This is a genomic window from Pseudomonas imperatae, assembly GCF_057128625.1.
Window position 1 is genome coordinate 59,306 of sequence record NZ_JBSKHP010000016.1, and the last position, 20,282, is coordinate 79,587.

Below are 20,282 nucleotides of genomic sequence, written 5' to 3' on the forward strand. Positions count from 1 at the left end.
TGACGTGGACGCAGCCTTCGGCAGCTGCTACGGGAAACGCTGCGGGCGGAATCCCCCATTGTTACTGGACTGGAAAAGCACTCTTTCATTATGTTAGCTAGCTAACTATCTTCAAGGACTGCTACCTTTCGCCGCACCTGAGCCCGTGATGAGGTGTATATGGAACCTGGCAGCTACCAACTGAGCATGAGCGTGCTCATGACCCCCGACAAAGCCAACTTCTCCGGCAACGTACATGGCGGCGCCCTGCTGAAAATGCTCGATGAAGTGGCCTTCGCCTGCGCCAAACGCAACGCCGGCCGCTACGTGGTCACCCTCTCGGTGGACCAGGTGATTTTCAAGGAGCCCATTCACGTAGGCGAGTTGGTCACCTTCCTGGCCTCGGTCAACTACACCGGGCGCACCTCGCTGGAAGTAGGCGTGAAGGTCATGACCGAGAACATCCACGAGCGCACCGTGCGCCACACCAACAGCTGTTACTTCACCATGGTGGCAGTGGACACCGACGGCCGCCCCTGCCCCGTGCGCCCCTTGCAGCCTAACACCCTCACCGAGCGCCGGCGCTATGCCCAGGGGCAGTTGCGCAAGCAACAGCGGCAAGAGTTGCAGGCCAAGTACGCGCAGATCCGCGAAGTGGGTGCGTTGTAGCCAACCAGAACCGTTGCCGGGACGTGTAGCGGCAGCAAAGTACACTCGGCAGCCCTGGGCAATCCACTTGAACTAAAGCCGTCGCGAGGCTCTCCATCACTACATTCAACGCTTGCTTGCCGTCAGCACAGGATGAAACTGATGAACCTCAAACACAGTGCCGGACAGGAAATAATCGCCGTCGACAAACAGGGCCAGCAGGTCCTGTTCCTGAACCCCGGGGACCTCTCAGTCCGCGCCGCCATCACCGACCTGCCATCACGGCCCCACGAATTGCTCGTCATCGAGCACCTGCGCAAGGCCTACGTGCCCATCTACGGTGACGGCGTCCACGGCGATAACCCCCACCCTAACCACCAGGTCGCCGTGATCGACCTTGATAGCCGCCGCCTGAGCGGGTTCATCGACACCCTGCCCTATGTGTCACCCCACACCGGGCGCCTGGGCCGTGATGGCCGGGTGTACCTGTGCTGTGAAAACAGCGCGACGATCCTCGTCATAGACCCTGCCCAGGACCAGATCGTGGGCCACATCCACGTCCCCTCGAAAAATGTGCACCGCCTCACGCCGCTACCGCACGCCGACCAGCTATGGGCCGAAAGCGAAGAGGATGGCCAACTCTATGCCGTCGACTTGCGCGAACCTGGCCAGGCGCCTGCAGCCCTGGCTATGCCAGGTCCCTTGAACGGCATCGACGCATCACCACGCCATCCGTGGGTAGTGGCCACCGCACAGGATCGGCCGGTGCTGTACGTCGTCGACACCGAGCAGCACCGCCTGCTGCGCACCCTCGAACTGCCTGGGCACCAGCGCCCCGGGCAGGTGGTGCGCTTCAGTGCCGATGGCCGAATACTGGCGGTGATGGGTGACTTTGAACCGGTGGTGAGTTTTTTCGATGAGCATCTGCAATGGCTGTTCAACGCCGAGCTGGGTGACAAGCCGTTGGACGGGTGCTTCAGCCCGGCGCAGGATTACTTGCTGGTTGCCAATGAAAACGACGCCACTGTGAGTGTGGTGGACATTGGCAAGCGCAGCACGGTTGGGCATGTGCCGGTGGGCGATGGGTGTGAAATTCTTGCTTATTTCCAGCGCGGGACCCCTGAATGAGTAGCCGCTTGGCCCGGCCAACCCTCTCGATGGCCGGGCCAAATGAATTCCACTCGTCACCGAGCTTCCAAAACACGCTCACCCACCAAACGGGCCCGGGGCTGTTTCGCCTTGATCTTGAACCAGATGGCATAAAGCGCAGGCAAGAACACCAGGGTCATGATCGTCCCACCAAACGTGCCACCGATCAGGGTATAGGCCAAGGTGCCCCAGAACACGGATTGGGTCAGCGGGATAAACGCCAGCACTGCCGCCATCGCCGTCAACAGCACCGGACGCGAGCGTTGAATGGTCGCCTCCACCACTGCGTCATATGCCCCCAGCCCCTGCGCCTGGTTGGTGTGAATCTGGCCAATCAGAATCAGCGTGTTGCGCATCAGGATGCCTGCCAGGCCGATCAGCCCGATCAATGCATTGAAACCGAATGGCTGGTGGAAGAGCATCAAGGTCGGCACCACCCCGATCAGCCCCAACGGCGCGGTGGCGAGCACCATGGCCATGGCCGCCAGCGAGCGCACCTGGAAGATGATCACCAACATCGTCAGCAGCAGCATGATCGGAAACAGCGGTGCGAGGGCGTCATTGGCTTTACCCGCTTCCTCGATCGCCCCCGCCATTTCGATCCGGTAGCCGGAGGGCAGTATCGCGACCAGTGGCTGGAGTTCGTGCCACACCACCATGGAGACGTCCGGGGGTTGGGTGCCGTCGGCAATATCACCCCTGACGGTGAGACACCTGCGTTTGCGATCTGCCAGAGTATTACCCGCCAATCCCGCCCCCCCTGGAAGGCCAATTCTTGATCCGTTTAGCCCAAGCCAACGATGAGCCTGCCATCAGACACTGCGCCGAGCAGGCCTACGCCCGCTATGTACCTGAACTGGGGCGCAAGCCCGCGCCGATGACTGCCGACTTTGCCGCGCAAATCGCGGCGGGGAGCGTCTACGTGGCGACGGATGAACACGCCACCCTCGAAGGGTTTGTGGTGTTCTATGCCGAGGACGGTCATGTGCTGCTGGAAAATGTAGCCGTGCTGCCCAGCGCAGCAGGACGTGGGGTAGGTAAATCACTGATCAGCTTTTGTGAACATGCCACCCGACAGCTCGGGATGAATGCGGTGCATCTTTATACCAACGAGAAGATGACCGACAACCTCTCGATGTACGCCAAGCTTGGGTATGTTGAAGTGGGGCGACGCACCGAGCAGGGTTTCAAGCGCGTCTATTTCGAGAAAAGCCTGGGGTGAGGATGCCAAAGGCATCGACGCCGCCAGGCTGCGCCGGCCCCCGTTACGCTGAAGATCTCCAGCGTGATCGAGGACCGGCGGCAGCTACAGGCCGCCGCTGCTTCTATTTGCCGGACGGCAACGCATAGGCGATCAGGTAGTCACCCATCTTGGTCCCGAACGACCCGTGCCCGCCGGCCATGATCACCACGTACTGCTTGCCATTGGCCTCATAGGTCATTGGCGTGGCCTGGCCACCGGCCGGCAGGCGCGCTTGCCACACCAGGTCGCCGTTGGTGACGTTGTAGGCGCGGATGTAGTCGTCCTGGGTGCCCGCCATGAACATCAGGTTGCCTGCGGTCGAGATTGGGCCGCCCAGCATGGGCACGCCGATCTTCAGTGGCGGCAGTTGAATGCCTGGCAGGCTGTCGCGCACTGTGCCGATCCGTTTGCGCCAGGCCACCTGGTGGGTCTTCAGGTCCACGCCGGCGACATAGCCCCAGGCAGGCGCCTTGCAGGGCAGGCCCAGGGGGGACAGGAACGCGTTGATCTCCACGCCGAAGGGCGTGCCGTATTGGGGCTGGATGCCCATCTCGGTGCCCGAGCTGCCACCGCTGTCGCCTTCTTTAGGCCACAGCGGGTTGTTGGGGCCGCGAGGGATCAGCTTGGACACGAACGGCAGGGCCATCGGGTTCATCAGCGCCACCTGGCGGTCGGGGTTGACCGAGATGCCGCCCCATTCGAACACGCCCAGGTTGCCCGGGAACACCAGGGTGCCCTGCTCCGACGGCGGCGTGTACTGGCCCGCGTAGGACAGGCGCTTGAAGATCACCCGGCACATCAGCTGGTCGAACATCGTGGCGCCCCACATGTTCTTGTCGGTGAGGGTCTGCACGGAGGTCAGGTTCAACGCCGAGCGTGGCTGGGTCGGGCTGGCGCGGTCACCGGGCGCGGCCTGGGTCGAGGGCACCGGCACTTCGCTGATGGGCACGATGGGCTTGCCGTCGCGGCGGTCGAACACGAACAGGTTGCCGGCCTTGGTCGGTACATAGACGGCCGGCACTGCTTCGCCCGAGGCGACCTTGACGTCGGCCAGGGTAGGCTGCGACGGCACGTCCATGTCCCAGAGGTCGTGGTGGGTGGTCTGGAAGCTCCACACCAGCTTGCCGGTGGTGGCATTCAAGGCCAGGATCGAACTTGAGTAACGCTCCATGACCGCGGTGCGGTTGCCGCCCCAGATATCCGGCGTCGGGTTGCCCGTGGGGATGTACACCACGTCGGTCTTGGCGTCATACGCCAGCGGCGCCCAGGCGTTGGGGGAGTTGTTGACCAGGGTATGCCCGTCGCCCGGCACGGCGTTGGGGTTTTCTGCGCCGGTGTCGAAGATCCAGTGCAACGCGCCGGTATTGACGTCGTAGCCGCGCAGGGCACCCGAAGGTTCATGGACGGACAGGTTGTCGGTCACCGAGCCACCAATCACCACCGTGGTGCCGGTGACCACGGGCGGTGAGGTCGGCTCAAGGCCACCCGGGTAGGCATAGGGTTGCATCTGCTTGAGGTCCAGCTCGCCCTTGTTGGCGAAGTCGCTGCATGGCTTGCCGTTGTCGGCGTTGATGGCGAACAGGCGGCCATCGTTCACGGGCAGGAACACCTTGCGCGGGCACTCGCTTTGTACCGGTGCGGCGCTGGCGAGGCTGGTGGCGAATTCGGCGGTGTTGGCGCTATCGTAGTACGCCACGCCGCGGCAGGTCAGGTGCTGGAACGAGGGGTCGCCCTTGAGCTTGGGATCGAACCGCCATTTTTCCTTGCCCGTTGTGGGGTCCAGGGCCACCAGGATCTGGTGGGTGGTGCAGATGAACATGTTGTCGCCAATCTTGATCGGCGTGAGTTCGTTGGTGGTCTCGCCCGAGTCATTCGCGGTCTTGCTTTCGCCACTGCGGAAGGTCCAGGCGACTTCCAGGTTGGCCACGTTCTTTTCATTGATCTGGTTCAGCGGCGAATAACGGGTGCCCGCCTGGGTCCTGCCGTAGGCCGGCCAATCGCCTGGCGCCACCCCTTCGATGGCCTGGGCCTCGGCGGGCTGTGACGCGGCAAGGGTACCGTTGATTTCCTGCGGGTCGTTGAAGATCGAGTAGATCAGCACGGCGATCGCAAACGCCAGGGTCACCACCAGGAAGGTCCTGCCGGCGCGCAGGTCGGCAACGAACCCGCGGGTCACGGCAGGCACCAGCAGCCAGATGCCCAGCACGCCCAGGATGTCCAGGCGCGGCACCAGCGCCCAGAAGTCCGAACCGGCCTCCCACAGGCCCCACAGGGTGGTCAGCAGCATCAGTGCGCCATACAGCCACAGCGCCGCACCGGAGCCACGCTGCAGCAGCAGTGCGAACACCAGCAGCGCCACGCCTGCGATGACATAATAGAAGGAGCCGCCCAGCACCGTCAGCCAGACCCCGCCAAGCAGCAGGGCCAACCCGATCAGGGCGGCGACGATCACCGTAAACGTTTTCAGACCTGAAGCTGTACCGGGGGTGTTCATGGTCGTGTTTTCTCCAGTCCGCAGGCCAAGGGTGCAGACATGATCGACGATAGTGTCTAGTGATCGTAGTTGAACGGCCCCTACTGTCCAGCCAACACCGCCAATCCCCCTCGTCACCAACGCCGCGCAGCCCCAGCGACTCCGCGCTGGTCAAGACGCAGCCTTCGGCAGCTGCTACGGGAATGCGCGCAACCGGTACACCTGTAGCAGCAACTGTCTTTGTGGGAGCTGGCTTGCCAGCGAGTTTTCAGGGCCTCAACAGCTCGCTGGCAAGCCAGCTCCCACAGGATGTAGCAGCGGCCGCAGGCCGCGTCACGGGCGCCGCGCATCGCTGCGGGTTGCTCCCGCCAGCATGTACCGGTGGAATTCGCGCAGATTCACCAGCGCCTGCAATGCAGCGGCATGCTGCATGGCGTGGAGGTCCCCACTGAACCGCTGCTGGCGGGTGAATATCTGTGTCCCTCCCGCGCTGACGAAGCCCCAGGCGAAACCTACGGTGCCGTCATCGCCATCGCACAACCCGGTGGTCGCAATCACGGCGTTGGCAGGGCTGTCGCGTAGCGCACCGAGGGCCATTTCCCGGGCGACCTCCGGGCTGGTCACGTTGAAGTCCCTCAGGGTCTCGGCACTTACGCCCAGAAGCCTGTGCAAGGCGTGCGGCGAATAAATGACAGAGCCGCTCTCGACCACATCGCCGCAACCTGCAACGTCGGCAAGCAGCGCAATGATTCTTCCAGCCGTCCCCGCCTCAGCCGTGGTCAAGTACAGCCGGTGCTGGCGGAGGTAGTCGACGACCTGCTGGGTGATTTTCGTGCCTGTCATACAGTGGCCATGTGATCTGGCCCACGGCCGTATCCGCAAGCACCTGTTCCTTTACCTGAGATCATCGGATAGCGGTGTCTCCTGATCGGGCGCCGGCACCTCTTCGTTGGGCGCCTCACCACCCTCCTCGTCCGGTTCATGGGGACGCCTGAGCGGGTCAAGATCATTGGGGTTGTCGGGGTCCAGGGACGGTTCGTCCGTGCCGGGCACAGGGGCCGGTGTTTCATAGGGCAAGCTTGAGTCGTCAGCCATACGCACCTCACCGTTCAAAGCCCGGGAACCCCGGGCCATATCCATTTGAAATGGCCCCCCAGGCAAGGTGCGCCCCAAAAGACGAATGGCACCTCCCGCCACCACCACGGTGCACCGGCAGACGCCGCCGTGTTATACAAGCCTGTTTCACGCCCGGAACAGCTGTAACGGTTCACGTCCATAACCCCTCACAAAGTTATACAACGGCACACTTTCCGCACATATATCTGTATAACTTTTAATTCCACTTATCGGGAACAAACGCAACTTAATCCCCCTCCCTTCACAACACGCAGCGCGCATCTAAACTCAATAAACCCTGTTAGCCAACTGTAGAGGTGCAACATGAGACAGCGTGGCGAGAAGTATTGGGAATGGGTGGATGCACAACAACATAGCCGTAGCCATGCAGAGGAACTTTCGAACGGCAAGGAAATAGACGTGGGCGTGCGCCTCTCCACCACGGGCGCCATCCAGGTGTTTATCGGCGTGTATGACCGGTCTGGCGCAGCCGTTTTCGAGGAATACATCCGCCATTCAACCGCCGACAGCCTCAGCGAAGCGCTGCTGGCTGGGGTGGAGCGCGCCCGCTGGTTGGCGTCGAGCTTGCCCCGGGCGTGCACAGGCTGATGCCCCGAGCGTTGTGATTTGAATCTCGATTACCCGCCAACCACCACCGGGAGGTGCGCGACCATGCGCATGCGAGGGCCAAGTTATTATCAGTGGGCAGACAGCCAGCTGCCCAACTTTTCCCATGTGGAAGAGTATGGCGCGGACGCCCATATCGATGTTGTCGTGCGTTCATCCCGACAAGGCATCACCCAACTTTTCCTGGGTATTTACAATTCATTCGGCATGACGCTGGTCGAAGAATACTTCGACGCCCTGCCCGACCTGAATACCACCCAGGCCATGCAATGGGGCATTGCCAGGGCGAAGGCATTTGTTGACGGGGCAGCGACCCGAAAGGTGGTGCTGCTCAGCGCCGTGCGCAACGGCGGGCACGGTCAGCCGTGTGGGCACTGAGGCGCACCCGCCGCAGCGCCGACGCGCAGCAACCAGCGCTGCCCGGCCCACGCCACCACCATGAGCACCGCCAGGGCGAGCATCACCGCCCGGTACCCTGACAGCAGCGCGTCGGGGGCGACCGCCTGGGCCGGGCCGGTGTAGTGCCGCAGCAGGCTCACCCCCAGCGCCAGGCCCAACCCGCCACCGACGTTGTGCAGGGTCATCAGCGAACCCACCGCCACCGAGCCGAACCGCTCGGGCACCGCGCTCACTCCCAGCACCGTGGACGGCCCCAGCAGGCACGCCCAGCCCAACCCCATGACGGCAAAGGCGGCCACTACGGATGGCAATGCCGTGCTGGCCGAGAAACCGATTTGCAGCAGCGCCGAGCCCGCGAACAGCAGCAGCCCGATCTGGATCAGCGGCCCTGCCCCCTTGCAATCCACCCAGCGGCCGACCCAGGGCGACAGCAATGCCACGCCCAAGGTGGTGGGCAGCAACAGCAGGCCGCTGGCTTGCACGTCGGCGCCGCGCACCTGGGTCAGGTACAGCGGCATGACGAAAAACGCCACGCAGTAGAAGACCGCCAGGCTGAAGCTGGCCAGCACCGCGGCCACGAAGCGCCGGTTGGCGAACAGCTGCAGGTTGATGATGGGCGCGCCGACCCGCAACTCCACCCACACGAACAGCGCCAGCGCGACAACGGCCACGGCCAGCACCCCCAGGCTTTGCGGCGACGCCCAGCCCCAGCTGTCGCCCTGCACGATCAGCAACACCAGGCTCGGCAGGCCGACCAGCAACAGCACGGCCCCTGCCCAGTCCAGGCCCTGGCCCTGATCGTCGGCGCGCGATTCGTCGACATTGACCGCGATCAGCAACAGGCTCAGCAGCACGAAGGGCACGTTGATGAGGAAGATCCACGGCCAGCCGAACGCCTGGGTCAACACACCGCCCAGCACGGGGCCCACCGCCAGCCCCACGCCGTTGAAACCGAACAGCACGCCGAACGCCTTGCCCTGTTCATGGGCGGCGAACGCCTGCGCCACGATGGCCCCCGACGCGGTGTACAACACCGCGCAGGCCAGGCCCTGGGCCACCCGGGCGGCGATCAGCAAGCCTGGCCCCTGGGCCTGCCCGGCCACCACGGAGGCCACCCCGAACACCGCCAGGCCAATGCACAGCACGCGCTTGCGGCCGTGCAGGTCGGCCAACCGCCCCACCACGACCATGCAACTGGACATGGCCAGCAGGAAGCCGTTGATCACCCATTGCAGGGTGCTGACCGGCACGCCCAGCTGGCCCTGCAGCGCCGGCAGCGCGGTGTTGACGATGGTGAAATCCACGCACCCCAGGAAACTGGCGATGCTCACGCCCGCCAGTGCCCACCATTTGCGATGATCGTTTGCCGCGTGGCGCATGCCTGACTCCAAGGAGGACCTGATTGCCCGTGTGGGTGCGGTGCCGTGGTCGGCTGGGCGATCTTAGGATCCAAAGCAGGCAGCGCCAAATACCTAATGCGCATAAGCTCATGCGGGGCGTGGCTGAAGCGCGGTGCTCCCCCTGTGCGCGGGGCGTTTGCTGACCATGCAATACAGCGCCGCAGCCAGCAGCAAGCCCACGCCCCAACTGATGTCCGCCCCCAGCCAGCTCGCGACGAAGCCGGTGTAGAACGAAAACTTCATGAAGGGCACCGTGCCGATAATGGACACCGCGTACACCGCCAGGGTCCGTCGATTGAAGGCGCCGTACTGGCCCTTGGGGTCGTACAGTTCGCCTACCTCGTAGTGCCCCCGGCAGACCCAGTAGTAGTCGGCCAGGTTGATCGCGCTCCAGGGAATCAGCAAATACAGCTGGCCAATCAGAATGTCCTCGAAGAAGCTGTCAAACCGGTACTGGGTGGCGATGGCAATCAAGGTCGCCGCCACGGTCAACCCGGCCATCACCCAGGCTTTCGAGGCAGCCGTGACGTGCCGCAGCCCGCCAAAGGCGCCGACGATGGTCACCGACGACATGTAGGCGCTGTACAGGCACAGCACGTTGTACTGAATGACGCCGAGGGCAATCACCCCCAGCGCCACCGGCGCCCAGGGGCCGAAGAGCATGGCAATGGCGGTGGCCGGGTCGCCCCCCAGTGCGGCCGGGATCGCCACGGCCAGCAGCGCGCCCAGCGCCATCATGGCGAACGAGCCCAGTGCGCAGCCGCAATAGGTGGTCCAGAACGTGGCGCGGGTGTTGACGTTGGCCGGCAGGTAGCGCGAATAGTCGGCCACGTAGGGGCCGTAGCCAAGGGTCCAGGAGGCCGCTTGCGCGATCACCAGGTTGAAGGCGGTCCACGAAAACACCTTGCCGGTCGCCGTGGCCGGTGCCACGCCGCCGGGGTGCAGCAGGATCAACACCAGCGCACAGCCGAACACCAGCGTCGACAGCAGGCTCATCCACGCCCCCAGGCGATGGATCAGCTCATAACCGACAAAACCGATGACGAAGGTCAGCACGCCCACCACCACGATGGCCTGGTTGTCGCTGATGTGCAGCAGCGCCTTCAAGGCATCGCGCATCAACACGCCACTGGCGGCCAGGAACAGCACCGCGGCCACCACCATCACCAGCAACGGGATGGCCGCGCCATAGACACCAAACTGCGCCCGGCTCTGGATCATCTGCGGGACACCCAGGTGCGGGCCTTGGGCGGAGTGCGCGGCCATGAACACGGTGCCGACGAGGTTGCCGACCAGCAGGCCCAGCACCGTCCAGGCCAGGCTCAACCCCGAGGCAATCCCCAGGGTGCCGACCATCAGGGCGGTGATCTGGAAGTTGGAGCTGAACCAGATGGTGAATAACCGTGCTGGGGTGCCATAGCGCTCAGCGTGAGGGACAAACTCGATACTGCGTTTTTCCAGCTGCACGACCGTCTCCTGTTCCATTTTCCTGATTATGCTCAAGGTGTTGGAGCAGCATGGGCCTGATGGCGAACCTCTCTTAGCTATCAGCGACCGCGGGGGGGCATGCGGGGCCTGGGACGCAGCCTGCGGCAGCTGCTACGGGGTGGCGGGTGCTATCCTGCATGATTGCGGAGAAGAACAAGGCATTTGCCCAGCCCATGAACACGAAATATGAACAATCGCCGTTGCCTGAAGACCTGCGCGTGTTCCTCACCGTCATCCGCAAGGCCAGCTTTGTCGGGGCGGCAGAGGAACTGCAGCAGTCGCCGGCGTACGTCAGCAAGCGCATCAAGGTGCTGGAAAACGTGCTGGGGACCAGGTTGCTGCACCGCACCACGCGCCGCATCGCCCTGACCGACACCGGCGTGCGCGCGCAGCAGTGGGCGGAGCGCATCCTCGATGACATGGACGACTTCATGGGCGAACTGAGCCAGGTGCGCAAGGCGCCCCGTGGGCGGGTGCACCTGTGCAGCAGCTTCGGCTTCGGGCGCAACTACGTGGCGCCGGCCATCGCCGACCTGGCCGTGGCCTACCCCGACCTGGAAATTCGCCTGGATGTGTTCGACCGGGTGGTGGACATCGTCGCGGAGGGCTTTGACCTGGAGATCCGCGTGGGTGATGACCTGCCCGGCCAGCACATCAGCCGCCAGCTGGTGGCCAACCGGCGGATCATTTGCGCGACGCCGGAGTATCTGGCAAAGCGCGGCACGCCGCAGACCCTTGAAGACCTGGCCCACCACGACTGCCTGGTGCTCAAGGAGCGCAACAACCTGTTCGGCGTGTGGCAGTTGCGCACCGCCAAGGGCGATGAAACGGTGCGCGTCAGCGGCCAGCTCTCGTCCAACAACGGCGAGATCGTGCTGCAATGGGCGTTGGCCCACCAGGGCCTGCTGCTGCGTTCGATGTGGGATGTGAAGCCGCTGCTCGATGAGGGCCGACTGGTGCAGGTGTTGCCCGATTGCAGCCAGAGCGCCAACGTCTGGGCGGTGTACCCGACCCGCCTGGCCGAATCGGGCAAGCTGCGCGCCTGCGTGGAATTCCTGGAGCGCTGGTTCAGCCGCCTGCAGGCGGACTGAACCCAGGGTCATCAGGCCAGCCAGGGATTGGCTTGCAGGTGCCGCGCCTCGAACGCCCGGATGGCATCGCTGCGCTGCAGGGTGCTGCCAATGGCATCCAGGCCCAGCAGCAACGCCTGCTTGCGCAGCGCATCGATCTGGAACGCGAGCACCCGGCCATCCCCCAGCAGGATGTGCTGGGCTTCAAGGTCAATGGCGATACCGGCGGTGTGTGCGTCACTGACCACCGTGCCTAGCTCCTTGAGCTGCGCAGGCGTCAATTGAATGGTCAACACGCCGTTGCGTTGGCAGTTGTCATGGAAGATCCCGGCAAAGGTGGTGCCGATCAAGGCACGAATCCCCAACTGCTTCAGGCCCCACACGGCATGCTCGCGGCTGGAGCCGCAACCGAAATTGGGCCCCACCACCAGGAACGCGGCGCGGTTCCAGGGCGCCTGGTTGAGCACAAACTCCGGGTTGGCACTGCCATCGGCCAGGAAGCGCAGGTCGAAAAAAGCGCCGCGGTCGAGCCCGCTGCGGTCGATGCCCTTGAGGAACTGCTTGGGCATGATGACGTCGGTGTCGACGTTGGCGGCCAGCATCGGCGCCGCTATCCCTTCCACGTGATTGAACGGTTGCATGCTCACACCTCCAGCGCCAGGGAACGCACGTCGACCAGATGCCCGGCGACCGCCGCCGCGGCGACCATGGCCGGGCTCATCAGATGGGTTCGGGCGCCCGCCCCCTGGCGGCCCTCGAAGTTGCGGTTGGTGCTGGACGCGCAGCGGTCACCGGGGCCGAGCACGTCATCGTTCATTGCCAGGCACATCGAGCACCCCGACTGCCGCCATTCGAAGCCGGCGTCCCTGAACACCTGGGCCAGCCCCTCGGCTTCCGCCTGGTCACGCACCAGGGTCGAACCCGGCACGATCATCGCCCGCACGCCCCTGGCCACCTGCCGCCCGCGCACCACGCGGGCAGCGTCGCGCAGGTCCTCCAGGCGGGCGTTGGTGCAGGAACCGATAAAGGCATGGCTGATGGGGATGCCTTCCAGCGCCGTGCCTGGCTGCAGGTCCATGTAGCGCAAGGCGCGCTGCAGGTCCTGGCGCAGGATCAGGTCCGGCTCCGCCAGCGGGTCAGGCACCCGGCCGGTGATGGCGGCCGCCTGGTCGGGGCTGGTGCCCCAGGTCACCATGGGTTGCAGGTCGGCGATGTGCATCACCACCTCCTGGTCGAAGGTGGCGCCGGGGTCGGTGAACAGCCGTTGCCACTGCGCCACCGCGGCGTCCCACTGCGCGCCCTGGGGAGCACGCGGCTTGTCCCGCAGGTAGGCGTAGACCTTGTCGTCGGGCGCCATGAAGGCGCCGCGGGCACCCGCCTCCACCGCCATGTTGCAGATGGTCATCCGCGCCTCGACACTGAGGGCGCTGATGGCCGGCCCGGCGAATTCGATGGCGTAGCCGGTGGCCCCCGCGGCGCCGATCTGGCGAATCAGCGCCATGATGATGTCCTTTGACACCAGGCCAGGCCCGGGCTCGCCCTCGACGGTCACGCGCATCGTTTTCAGGCGCTTGTAGACCAGGGTCTGGGTGGCCAGCAGGTGTTCGATTTCCGAGGTGCCGATGCCGAAGCCGAAGGCCCCCAGCGCGCCATAGGTCGTGGTGTGGCTGTCGCCCGCGGCCACTACCATGCCCGGCAGGATAAAGCCCTGCTCGGGCGCGACCACGTGCTCGATGCCTTGGCGCTTGTCCAGCACATCGAACAGTTCGATGCCGAAGTCACGGCAGTTCTGCTCGAAATAATCAACCTGCAGCGCGCCTCCCGCATCCGCCATCACGGCGCTGCGCGCAGGCGCGGTGGGGTTCACGTGGTCCACCACGCACAAGGTCGCCGAGGGGCGCCAGACCTGGCGGCCGGCCTCGCGCAGGCCGCTGAACGCCTGGGGGCTGGTGTATTCGTTGGCCACCTGGCGGTCGATATACAGCAGGACATGGCCCTGGTCGTCCAGCGCGCAGACGGTGTGGGAGTCGATATGCTTCTGATACAGCGTGCGTGGGAGGGTCATCGCCGGTATGTACCTTGTTGTCCAGGGCCTGAGGCATCAGGGTCGCTGCAGTGCAGCGTCGGCAACAGGATAGCGCGGTGAAAATACCCATCAATGGGCCATCAGTGCATCCTTGGTTCACGATTTGTGCATGATGGGTTGGGGACGCCGCCTGCGGCAGCTGCTACAGGGGGCACCGTCGGAGCCCAGGCCCCGAGGGCGATGAACATTTCCATGTTGGCGCGCGACAGCTCCCAGTGGTCGGCCGACGGGTCCAGGCGCTGCTCCATGTCGGGTCGCGCGACCGGTAGAAGGCCACGAACCGCCAGGTAAGGACCGCTCACAATGCCCCCAAGGGCTGAAGCTCGCGAATCAGCTCGATCAACAACCGCAGCCCCACCGGCAGCTGCCGACGGCTGGAATAGTACAGGTGGAACCCAGGCGCCACGCTGGCCCAGTCATCCAGCACGCGCACCAGTTCGCCGGCCTGCACCCACGGCGCCACCACCGGTTCCGGCACGTACATCAGCCCCCCGCCGTTGCGTGCCAGGGCCACGCCTACGCGGGTCTCGTCGATGGTCACGGCGCCCGGCACCGCCACCGCCAGTTGCTCGCTGCCGCGCTCGAATTCCCACTCGTACATGCGGTCGTTGCCCAGGCGGATGCGCAGGCAGCGGTGCGCCGCCAGGTCCGCAGGGTGCTGCGGCACGCCGAAGCGCCGCAGGTAGGCGGGCGAACCCACCACCACCCAGCGAATGTCCGGCGACAGCGGCTGGGCAATCATGTCCTCGGGCACCGTGCCGCCGTAGCGGATGCCGGCGTCGTGGCCGCCGCCGATCACATCGACCATGCGGTTGGTCACTGTCAGGTCGACCTCCACCTGCGGGTAACGGTCGTTGAACACCGGCAGCACCGGCCCCAGCAGCAGGTCGGCGCCATCGCTGAGGATGTTCAGACGAATGCGCCCCGCCGGCTCGTCGCGAAAGCGGTTGAGCGTCTCCATGGCCTGGCCAATGGTCTCGATGGGCCCGTCGATCATGCCGTGCAGTTCCTCGCCGGCCGCGGTCAGGGTCACGCTGCGGGTGGTGCGGTTGAGCAGGCGCACGCCCAGCCGCGCCTCCAGGCCCTTCATCGCATGGCTGAGCGCCGAGGCGCTGATCCCCACCTCCAGCCCCGCGCGGCTGAAGCTCTGGTGGCGGGCGATGGCCAGGAAATAGACGAAGTCGGCCAAGTTGGCGCGGCTGATGTGCATGGTGGGCTCCTGACCGTGGTGAAGGGGAAATGCAACGGCCAGTCTACCGGGGCAACCCGCCGTGTATTACTGAGCCTAGCTCAAAGCACCCATGAGCAGCACTCATCGCCTGATCCGATACACGCAAGCCCGCCACGCATTGCCGATTTGTGCTACTTCCCGCCCGGTGCCCTGCCCTAGAGTCGAGACGTGCGGGCCTGCCCCGCCACGCCAACCGACTGCAGGAAGGAGCCGCCAGTGCTCCGTCGAGGAATTCCATCATGTTCAACGCGCTGTCCCGCTACCAACCCAAACCCGTCGCCCGCCTGGCCCTGGCCATTTCCCTGAGCCTGGCCAGCCTGCCGTGGTGGCTGCCCGAGGCCAGCGCCCACGGCGGCGCGGCGGAGATGGTGCCGCTGCAATCGACCCTGGAAGACTTCGGCGCCAGCGTCAAATGGGACGACTACGCCGATGTCTTCGTCATCGCCAAGGACGGCGCCTACGTCAAGGTCAAGCCCAACACCCGGGTGGCCATGCTCAACGGTAAGCGCATTGAGCTGCAGGTGCCGGTGGTGTTCAAGGGCAAGACCGCGTACATGTCCCACGACTTCATCAACGAGGTGTTCCAGTCGGGCCTGGACAAGACCTTCGTGGTGGAAACCCGCCCGCACCCGCTCAACCCGCTGAGCGCCGCTGAAATCAAGACCGCGGTGGACGCCATCAAGGCCTCGCCCCACTACCAGGGCAATTACCGCTTCACCGAGATTTCCCTGCACGAGCCGGCCAAGGACCAGGTGTGGAAGTTCGTCTACACCGGCAACCCGGTCACCGACCCGCGCGAGGCCAACGTGGTGGTGCTGGACGGCAAGCACGTGATCGAAAGCACCGTCGACCTCAAGACCCGCCAGGTGCTGTCCTGGAAGCCGGTAGTCGGCGCCCACGGCATGGTGCTGCTGGACGACTTCACCGCCGTGCAATCGATCATCGAAGGCAGTGACGAGTACGCCCAGGCCTTGAAAAGCCGCGGCATCAATGACGTCAAGAAGGTGGTGACCACGCCGCTGACGGTCGGGTATTTCGACGGCAAGGACGGCCTGGCCCAGGACAAGCGCCTGCTCAAGGTGGTGAGCTACCTGGACGTGGGCGACGGCAACTACTGGGCGCACCCCATCGAGAACCTGGTGGCGGTGGTGGACCTGGAGCAGAAAAAAGTGGTGAAGATCGAAGATGCCGGGGTCATCCCGGTGCCGATGAAACCCACGCCCTATGACGGCCGAGGGCGCAAGGCCGCCACGGTCAAACCGCTGGACATCACCGAGCCTGAAGGCAAGAACTACACCATCACCGGCAACAGCATCCACTGGCAGAACTGGGACCTGCACCTGCGCCTGGACTCGCGCGTGGGCCCGATCCTGTCCACCGTCACCTACGACGACAAGGGCACCAAGCGCAAGATCATGTACGAAGGCAGCCTGGGCGGCATGATCGTGCCCTACGGCGACCCGGACGTGGGCTGGTACTTCAAGGCCTACCTGGACTCGGGCGACTACGGCATGGGCACCCTCACCTCGCCCATCCAGCGCGGCAAGGACGCGCCGCAGAACGCCGTGCTGCTGGACGCCACCATCGCCGACTACACCGGCAAGCCAACCACCATCCCCCACGCCATGGCGATTTTCGAGCGCTACGCGGGGCCGGAGTACAAGCACCAGGAAATGGGCCAGCCCAACCTGTCCACCGAGCGGCGTGAGCTGGTGATCCGCTGGATCAGCACCGTGGGCAACTACGACTACATCTTCGACTGGGTATTCCAGCAGAACGGCACCATCGGCATCGACGCCGGCGCCACCGGCATCGAGGCGGTCAAGGGCGTGAAGAGCAAGACCATGCACGATGCCACCGCCAAGGAGGACACCCGCTACGGCACGCTGATCGACACCAACATCGTCGGCACCACCCACCAGCACATCTACAACTTCCGCCTGGACATGGATATCGACGGCGAGAACAACACCCTGGTGGAGGTGAACCCCGTGGTAGTCGGCAACGACCGTGGCGGGCCGCGTACCAGCACCATGCAGATCCAGCAGCAGAAAGTGACCAATGAACAGGCCGCCGCGCAGAAGTTCGACCCGGCCACCGTGCGCCTGCTGAGCAACCCCAACAAGGAAAACCGCATGGGCAACCCGGTGTCCTACCAGTTGATTCCGTACGCGGGCGGCACCCACCCGGTGGCCAAGGGCGCCAACTTCGGCAAGGATGAATGGCTGTACCACCGCCTGAGCTTCATGGACAAGCAGATCTGGGTAACCCGCTACAACCCCGACGAGCGCTACCCGGAAGGCAAGTACCCGAACCGCTCCGACAAGGACACCGGGCTGGGCCAGTACACCCAGGACAACCAGTCCATCGACAACACCGACGACGTGGTGTGGCTGACCACCGGCACCACCCACGTGGCCCGTGCCGAAGAATGGCCGATCATGCCGACCGAGTGGGTGCACATGCTGCTCAAGCCGTGGAACTTCTTCGACGAAACGCCGACGTTGAACCTCAACGCCCCCAAATAACCTGTAGCAGAAACTGCCTTTTGTGGGAGCTGGCTTGCCGGCGAGTTTTTGGCCCTCAACAGCTCGCTGGCAAGCCAGCTCCCACAGTGGTGATGCGGGGGTCAGCGCAAGCCGCCGAAGCGGCGGTAGAAACTCTCCCCCGCCTCGGGCAACGGCCCGTCGGCGGTTTCCATCACCGTATTCAACCAGGCCTCGGCCTGGGCATAGATCAACCGGTAGATATTGCGCGCCAACTGCCGCGCCGCACGCCCTTCCCAATCCCCCGGCAGCAACTCGTCCGGCAATTGCGGGTCGCGCAGCAGCAGCTTGCGGTACTCGTGAATCAGCAGCGTACGGGCCAGGAAGCATTCCTCCGGGTCCAGGCTTTCCTGCTCGCGCAGCGCCTGCCACAGGGGCCGGAACAACTGGATGAACTCACTGTAATGCGCTGCCAGCTCCTCGATGTTCCAGCTCTCCTTGACCTGCAGGCGCAACGCCTTGGAGGCCATCACGTCCTGCGCCGTGGTCTCGAACACAATGGTGTCTTCCAGCGCGCCCAGGTCCGCCAGGGTGGTGTTGAGGTCGGCGCGCTCGATGCGCGGGCTGGCCAGCACGGCCGGGGCCACGGCGCCGAAACCCTGCCACTCCAGTTCCTCGCGCACTTCCTTGCGCAGCGGCGCCGGCAGCTGGGTCAGCATCACCAGGCACCAGGCACCGTCCCAGGCCGGCGGCGTGGCGCTGTACACGCGCTTGAAGGCCTTGTCGAAGCGCCGGCGGCCAGTGCCGGTCAGGCTGTAGTCACTGCGCCGGCCGACCTTTTCGGCGCTCAGCCAGTTCTCCTTGGTCAGGCGGAAAATAGAGGTGCGGATCAGCCGTTCGTTGATGCCCATGGGCTCCAGCAGGCGGATCAGGCTACCCAGCCAGACCCGGCCGCCGTGGGGTTCGATGGCATCGCCATACAGGGTGACGATCAGCGAGCTGGCGCGAATCGGCACCTGTTGCTGGAACCGCGCGATCAGTTGATTGAGTGGCGTAAGCGACGACATGGGCAGTCCGTGCAAGGCAAAGGGGCAAATATACCGACAGCCGGCCCCTGGGGGCCACTGTCAGTATCACTTCGAAGCGTTTTTGGGCTGGTGCTGGCTGACCTGCAGGCGCGGGCGATCGTCTTCCACCTGGGCCAGCGGCGGGCACTCGCGCAGGCCTTCCAGGCAACGACGGGCCAGCGCCTGATATTCGCGGGTGCCAGCCTGCTTCCACGCCACTTCCTGGTCGCCCAGCACACGCTTGACGCTGGCCGGGCTGCCCACCACCAGCGATTGTTCCGGGCACTCGAACCCGGCCTTGACGAAGGCCGTGGCGGCGACGAAGCTGCGGGCACCGATGCGCGCGTTGTCCATCACCACCGCGTTCATGCCCACCAGCGCGTCCGCACCGATATGGCAGCCGTGCAGCACCGCGCCGTGGCCGATATGGCCGTTGCGCGCCACCACCGTGTCGCTGTCGGGGAAACCGTGCATCACGCAGGTGTCCTGCAGGTTGGCGCCCTCCTCCAGCACGATGCGGCCGAAATCGCCGCGCAGGCTGGCCAGCGGGCCCACGTAGCAGTGAGGGCCGATGATCACGTCGCCAATCAGCACCGCCGTGGGGTGCACGTAGGCGCTGGGGTCGACCACCGGGGTCAGGCCGTCGAGGCGGTAGCAGGGCATGATGGCTCCTTATCGAGTATTGTGGCACGATATTAGTGCTTATTGTTATGTTTTTTGTATCACATAATCAGTGAGGGCGACCATGAGTATTTCCCCTGACGCGGCGTTCGACGGCTGGCTGCACGCCATCAACCGCATCTGCGACCGCTTCGACGGCCAGGCCACGGGCGCCGGCTTCCAGGGCCGCATCGTCGAACACCGGCAAGGCGCGCTGAAAATGAGCACCGTGCACGCCGCCCAGGCACGCCTGGTCCGCCAGCACCGCGAGGTGCAGCAGAGTGGCGAGCATCATTTTTTCGCGGTGTTCCAACTCGAAGGCACGGCGCAGATGCGCCAGGGCGAGGTGCGCGAAACGCTGCAGCCGGGCGACATCATGTTCATCGACAACCACTGCCCCAGCGCCTTCGACTACCAGGGGCCGGCGCGGCAATTGTCGCTGATCGTGCCGCATGCGCGGGGCCAGGGCCTGCTACAGCCTGGCCAGAAAGTAGCGAGTGGTGTGCCGGTCGCCGGCCTGGCCACCCAGTTGTTGCTGGGCACTCGGCTGCGCGACGACCTTTCCCAGGGCGAAAGCGAGGCCGTGCTGGACGCGATCCTGGGCCTGCTGCGCCCCGCCTTGCTACACAGGGACATGGACGAGGACAGCCAGGCCAAGGCTTACCGGCGCTGCGTGGCGTGGATCGAGCAGCACCTGGGCGATAGCGAGCTGACCCCTGAACGCGTTGCCCATGAATGCGGCATGTCCCTGCGGGGCCTATACCGCGCCTTCGGCCGCCACGGCGCCAGCGTCGCCCAGCACATCCGCGACCGCCGCCTGGACCGCTGCGCGCAAAACCTGCGCGACGGCACCCCCAGCACCAAGCTCGCCGCCCTGGCCTACCAGTGGGGCTTCACCAACAGCAGCCACTTCAACACCGCCTTCAAGGCCCGCTTCGGCGTGGCGCCCGGCGAGTATCGCCGCCGCCATTGACCCACCTTCCCGTAGCAGCGGCCGTCAGGCCGCGCCCGAAAGCGCCGTGGTATTGCCAAGAAAATGCGGAAAGGCCGGACGCCGCCTGGCGGCAGCTGCTACGGGAGCCAGTAATCATATGGCCCTGATAAACAGCCGGCGTAGGACCAAGCCCAGCAACAATGTCAGAGCCATCTGAAACTGTCGA

Annotated in this window: 17 protein-coding genes and 1 pseudogene; 8 read left to right on the forward strand and 10 right to left on the reverse strand. The window is 64.8% G+C overall.

The window, feature by feature from the left end; all coding sequences use genetic code 11:
* Positions 1-159: 159 nt before the first annotated feature.
* Positions 160-648 (forward strand): acyl-CoA thioesterase, encoded by a 489-nt coding sequence (locus ACWKWX_RS20285; protein WP_483828698.1) that lies wholly within the window; start codon positions 160-162, stop codon positions 646-648.
* Positions 649-780: 132 nt separating this feature from the next.
* Entirely contained in the window at positions 781-1,755 is a 975-nt protein-coding gene (locus ACWKWX_RS20290) for a YncE family protein (RefSeq protein WP_483828699.1), read from the forward strand.
* Between the two features lie 56 nt (positions 1,756-1,811).
* Here the strand turns inward: ACWKWX_RS20290 and ACWKWX_RS20295 are convergent.
* Positions 1,812-2,486 (reverse strand): annotated as a pseudogene (locus tag ACWKWX_RS20295) (efflux RND transporter permease subunit); the annotation flags it as partial.
* Between the two features lie 65 nt (positions 2,487-2,551).
* On the opposite strand from ACWKWX_RS20295, the gene ACWKWX_RS20300 reads away from it, so the two are divergent.
* Positions 2,552-2,998: a GNAT family N-acetyltransferase gene (locus tag ACWKWX_RS20300; protein WP_473006617.1), complete on the forward strand. Its 447-nt coding sequence runs from the start codon at positions 2,552-2,554 to the stop codon at positions 2,996-2,998.
* A 103-nt stretch (positions 2,999-3,101) separates the two neighbouring features.
* Here ACWKWX_RS20300 and ACWKWX_RS20305 read toward each other — a convergent pair whose 3' ends face one another.
* Together ACWKWX_RS20305 and ACWKWX_RS20310 are read right to left on the reverse strand one after the other, a co-directional pair.
* Positions 3,102-5,513, reverse strand: coding sequence for a glucose/quinate/shikimate family membrane-bound PQQ-dependent dehydrogenase (locus ACWKWX_RS20305; protein ID WP_483828700.1), 2,412 nt, complete (start codon positions 5,511-5,513; stop codon positions 3,102-3,104).
* 312 nt (positions 5,514-5,825) lie between these two features.
* Entirely contained in the window at positions 5,826-6,335 is a 510-nt protein-coding gene (locus ACWKWX_RS20310; RefSeq protein ID WP_483828701.1) for a CinA family protein, read from the reverse strand.
* Between the two features lie 597 nt (positions 6,336-6,932).
* Between ACWKWX_RS20310 and ACWKWX_RS20315 the strand changes: the two genes are divergently transcribed.
* Positions 6,933-7,217, forward strand: a complete 285-nt coding sequence (locus tag ACWKWX_RS20315) for a hypothetical protein (RefSeq protein WP_483828702.1) — start codon at positions 6,933-6,935, stop codon at positions 7,215-7,217.
* Between the two features lie 63 nt (positions 7,218-7,280).
* Positions 7,281-7,613: a hypothetical protein gene (locus tag ACWKWX_RS20320; RefSeq protein WP_416424145.1), complete on the forward strand. Its 333-nt coding sequence runs from the start codon at positions 7,281-7,283 to the stop codon at positions 7,611-7,613.
* Here the strand turns inward: ACWKWX_RS20320 and ACWKWX_RS20325 are convergent.
* Both ACWKWX_RS20325 and ACWKWX_RS20330 read right to left on the reverse strand, forming a co-directional pair.
* On the reverse strand, positions 7,595-9,013 hold the full coding sequence (locus ACWKWX_RS20325) for an MFS transporter (RefSeq protein ID WP_483828703.1): 1,419 nt from the start codon (positions 9,011-9,013) through the stop codon (positions 7,595-7,597). The two genes, ACWKWX_RS20320 and ACWKWX_RS20325, sit on opposite strands and share 19 nt — an antisense overlap.
* 108 nt (positions 9,014-9,121) lie before the next feature.
* Entirely contained in the window at positions 9,122-10,501 is a 1,380-nt protein-coding gene (locus ACWKWX_RS20330) for a purine-cytosine permease family protein (protein WP_483828704.1), read from the reverse strand.
* Between the two features lie 194 nt (positions 10,502-10,695).
* On the opposite strand from ACWKWX_RS20330, the gene ACWKWX_RS20335 reads away from it, so the two are divergent.
* Complete coding sequence (locus ACWKWX_RS20335) at positions 10,696-11,613, forward strand: LysR substrate-binding domain-containing protein (protein WP_483828705.1); 918 nt, start codon at positions 10,696-10,698, stop codon at positions 11,611-11,613.
* Positions 11,614-11,624: 11 nt separating this feature from the next.
* Here the strand turns inward: ACWKWX_RS20335 and leuD are convergent, their stop codons facing one another.
* The 3 genes from leuD to ACWKWX_RS20350 all read right to left on the reverse strand — a co-directional run bounded on the left by leuD (position 11,625) and on the right by ACWKWX_RS20350 (position 14,888).
* Positions 11,625-12,239, reverse strand: coding sequence for a 3-isopropylmalate dehydratase small subunit (gene leuD / locus ACWKWX_RS20340; protein ID WP_483828706.1), 615 nt, complete (start codon positions 12,237-12,239; stop codon positions 11,625-11,627).
* Positions 12,236-13,657, reverse strand: coding sequence for a 3-isopropylmalate dehydratase large subunit (leuC, locus tag ACWKWX_RS20345; RefSeq protein ID WP_483828707.1), 1,422 nt, complete (start codon positions 13,655-13,657; stop codon positions 12,236-12,238). Before leuC ends, leuD begins: the two co-directional genes overlap by 4 nt.
* Positions 13,658-13,976: 319 nt before the next feature.
* Positions 13,977-14,888 (reverse strand): LysR family transcriptional regulator, encoded by a 912-nt coding sequence (locus ACWKWX_RS20350; protein WP_416424137.1) that lies wholly within the window; start codon positions 14,886-14,888, stop codon positions 13,977-13,979.
* A gap of 260 nt (positions 14,889-15,148) precedes the next feature.
* On the opposite strand from ACWKWX_RS20350, the gene tynA reads away from it, so the two are divergent.
* Positions 15,149-17,437 (forward strand): primary-amine oxidase, encoded by a 2,289-nt coding sequence (gene tynA, locus ACWKWX_RS20355; RefSeq protein WP_483828708.1) that lies wholly within the window; start codon positions 15,149-15,151, stop codon positions 17,435-17,437.
* 101 nt (positions 17,438-17,538) lie between these two features.
* Here tynA and paaX read toward each other — a convergent pair whose 3' ends face one another.
* Positions 17,539-18,462, reverse strand: coding sequence for a phenylacetic acid degradation operon negative regulatory protein PaaX (gene paaX, locus ACWKWX_RS20360; protein ID WP_483828709.1), 924 nt, complete (start codon positions 18,460-18,462; stop codon positions 17,539-17,541).
* Positions 18,463-18,528: 66 nt separating this feature from the next.
* Positions 18,529-19,125 (reverse strand): phenylacetic acid degradation protein PaaY, encoded by a 597-nt coding sequence (paaY, locus tag ACWKWX_RS20365; protein WP_483828710.1) that lies wholly within the window; start codon positions 19,123-19,125, stop codon positions 18,529-18,531.
* Positions 19,126-19,207: 82 nt separating this feature from the next.
* Here paaY and feaR point away from each other — a divergent pair, with 82 nt between their 5' ends.
* A complete protein-coding gene (feaR, locus tag ACWKWX_RS20370; RefSeq protein WP_483828711.1) occupies positions 19,208-20,095 on the forward strand; it encodes a transcriptional regulator FeaR in 888 nt (295 codons plus the stop codon).
* The last annotated feature ends 187 nt before the right edge of the window (positions 20,096-20,282 follow it).

Excerpts from the sequence above, each read along its gene's own strand:
- ACWKWX_RS20285 (WP_483828698.1), top strand. The coding sequence starts at position 160 with ATGGAACCTGGCAGCTACCAACTGAGCATGAGCGTGCTCATGACCCCC.
- ACWKWX_RS20290 (WP_483828699.1), top strand. The coding sequence starts at position 781 with ATGAAACTGATGAACCTCAAACACAGTGCCGGACAGGAAATAATCGCC.
- ACWKWX_RS20305 (WP_483828700.1), bottom strand. The coding sequence starts at position 5,513 with ATGAACACCCCCGGTACAGCTTCAGGTCTGAAAACGTTTACGGTGATC.
- ACWKWX_RS20310 (WP_483828701.1), bottom strand. The coding sequence starts at position 6,335 with ATGACAGGCACGAAAATCACCCAGCAGGTCGTCGACTACCTCCGCCAG.
- ACWKWX_RS20315 (WP_483828702.1), top strand. The coding sequence starts at position 6,933 with ATGAGACAGCGTGGCGAGAAGTATTGGGAATGGGTGGATGCACAACAA.
- ACWKWX_RS20320 (WP_416424145.1), top strand. The coding sequence starts at position 7,281 with ATGCGCATGCGAGGGCCAAGTTATTATCAGTGGGCAGACAGCCAGCTG.
- ACWKWX_RS20325 (WP_483828703.1), bottom strand. The coding sequence starts at position 9,013 with ATGCGCCACGCGGCAAACGATCATCGCAAATGGTGGGCACTGGCGGGC.
- ACWKWX_RS20335 (WP_483828705.1), top strand. The coding sequence starts at position 10,696 with ATGAACACGAAATATGAACAATCGCCGTTGCCTGAAGACCTGCGCGTG.
- leuC (WP_483828707.1), bottom strand. The coding sequence starts at position 13,657 with ATGACCCTCCCACGCACGCTGTATCAGAAGCATATCGACTCCCACACC.
- ACWKWX_RS20350 (WP_416424137.1), bottom strand. The coding sequence starts at position 14,888 with ATGCACATCAGCCGCGCCAACTTGGCCGACTTCGTCTATTTCCTGGCC.
- tynA (WP_483828708.1), top strand. The coding sequence starts at position 15,149 with ATGTTCAACGCGCTGTCCCGCTACCAACCCAAACCCGTCGCCCGCCTG.
- paaX (WP_483828709.1), bottom strand. The coding sequence starts at position 18,462 with ATGTCGTCGCTTACGCCACTCAATCAACTGATCGCGCGGTTCCAGCAA.
- paaY (WP_483828710.1), bottom strand. The coding sequence starts at position 19,125 with ATGCCCTGCTACCGCCTCGACGGCCTGACCCCGGTGGTCGACCCCAGC.
- feaR (WP_483828711.1), top strand. The coding sequence starts at position 19,208 with ATGAGTATTTCCCCTGACGCGGCGTTCGACGGCTGGCTGCACGCCATC.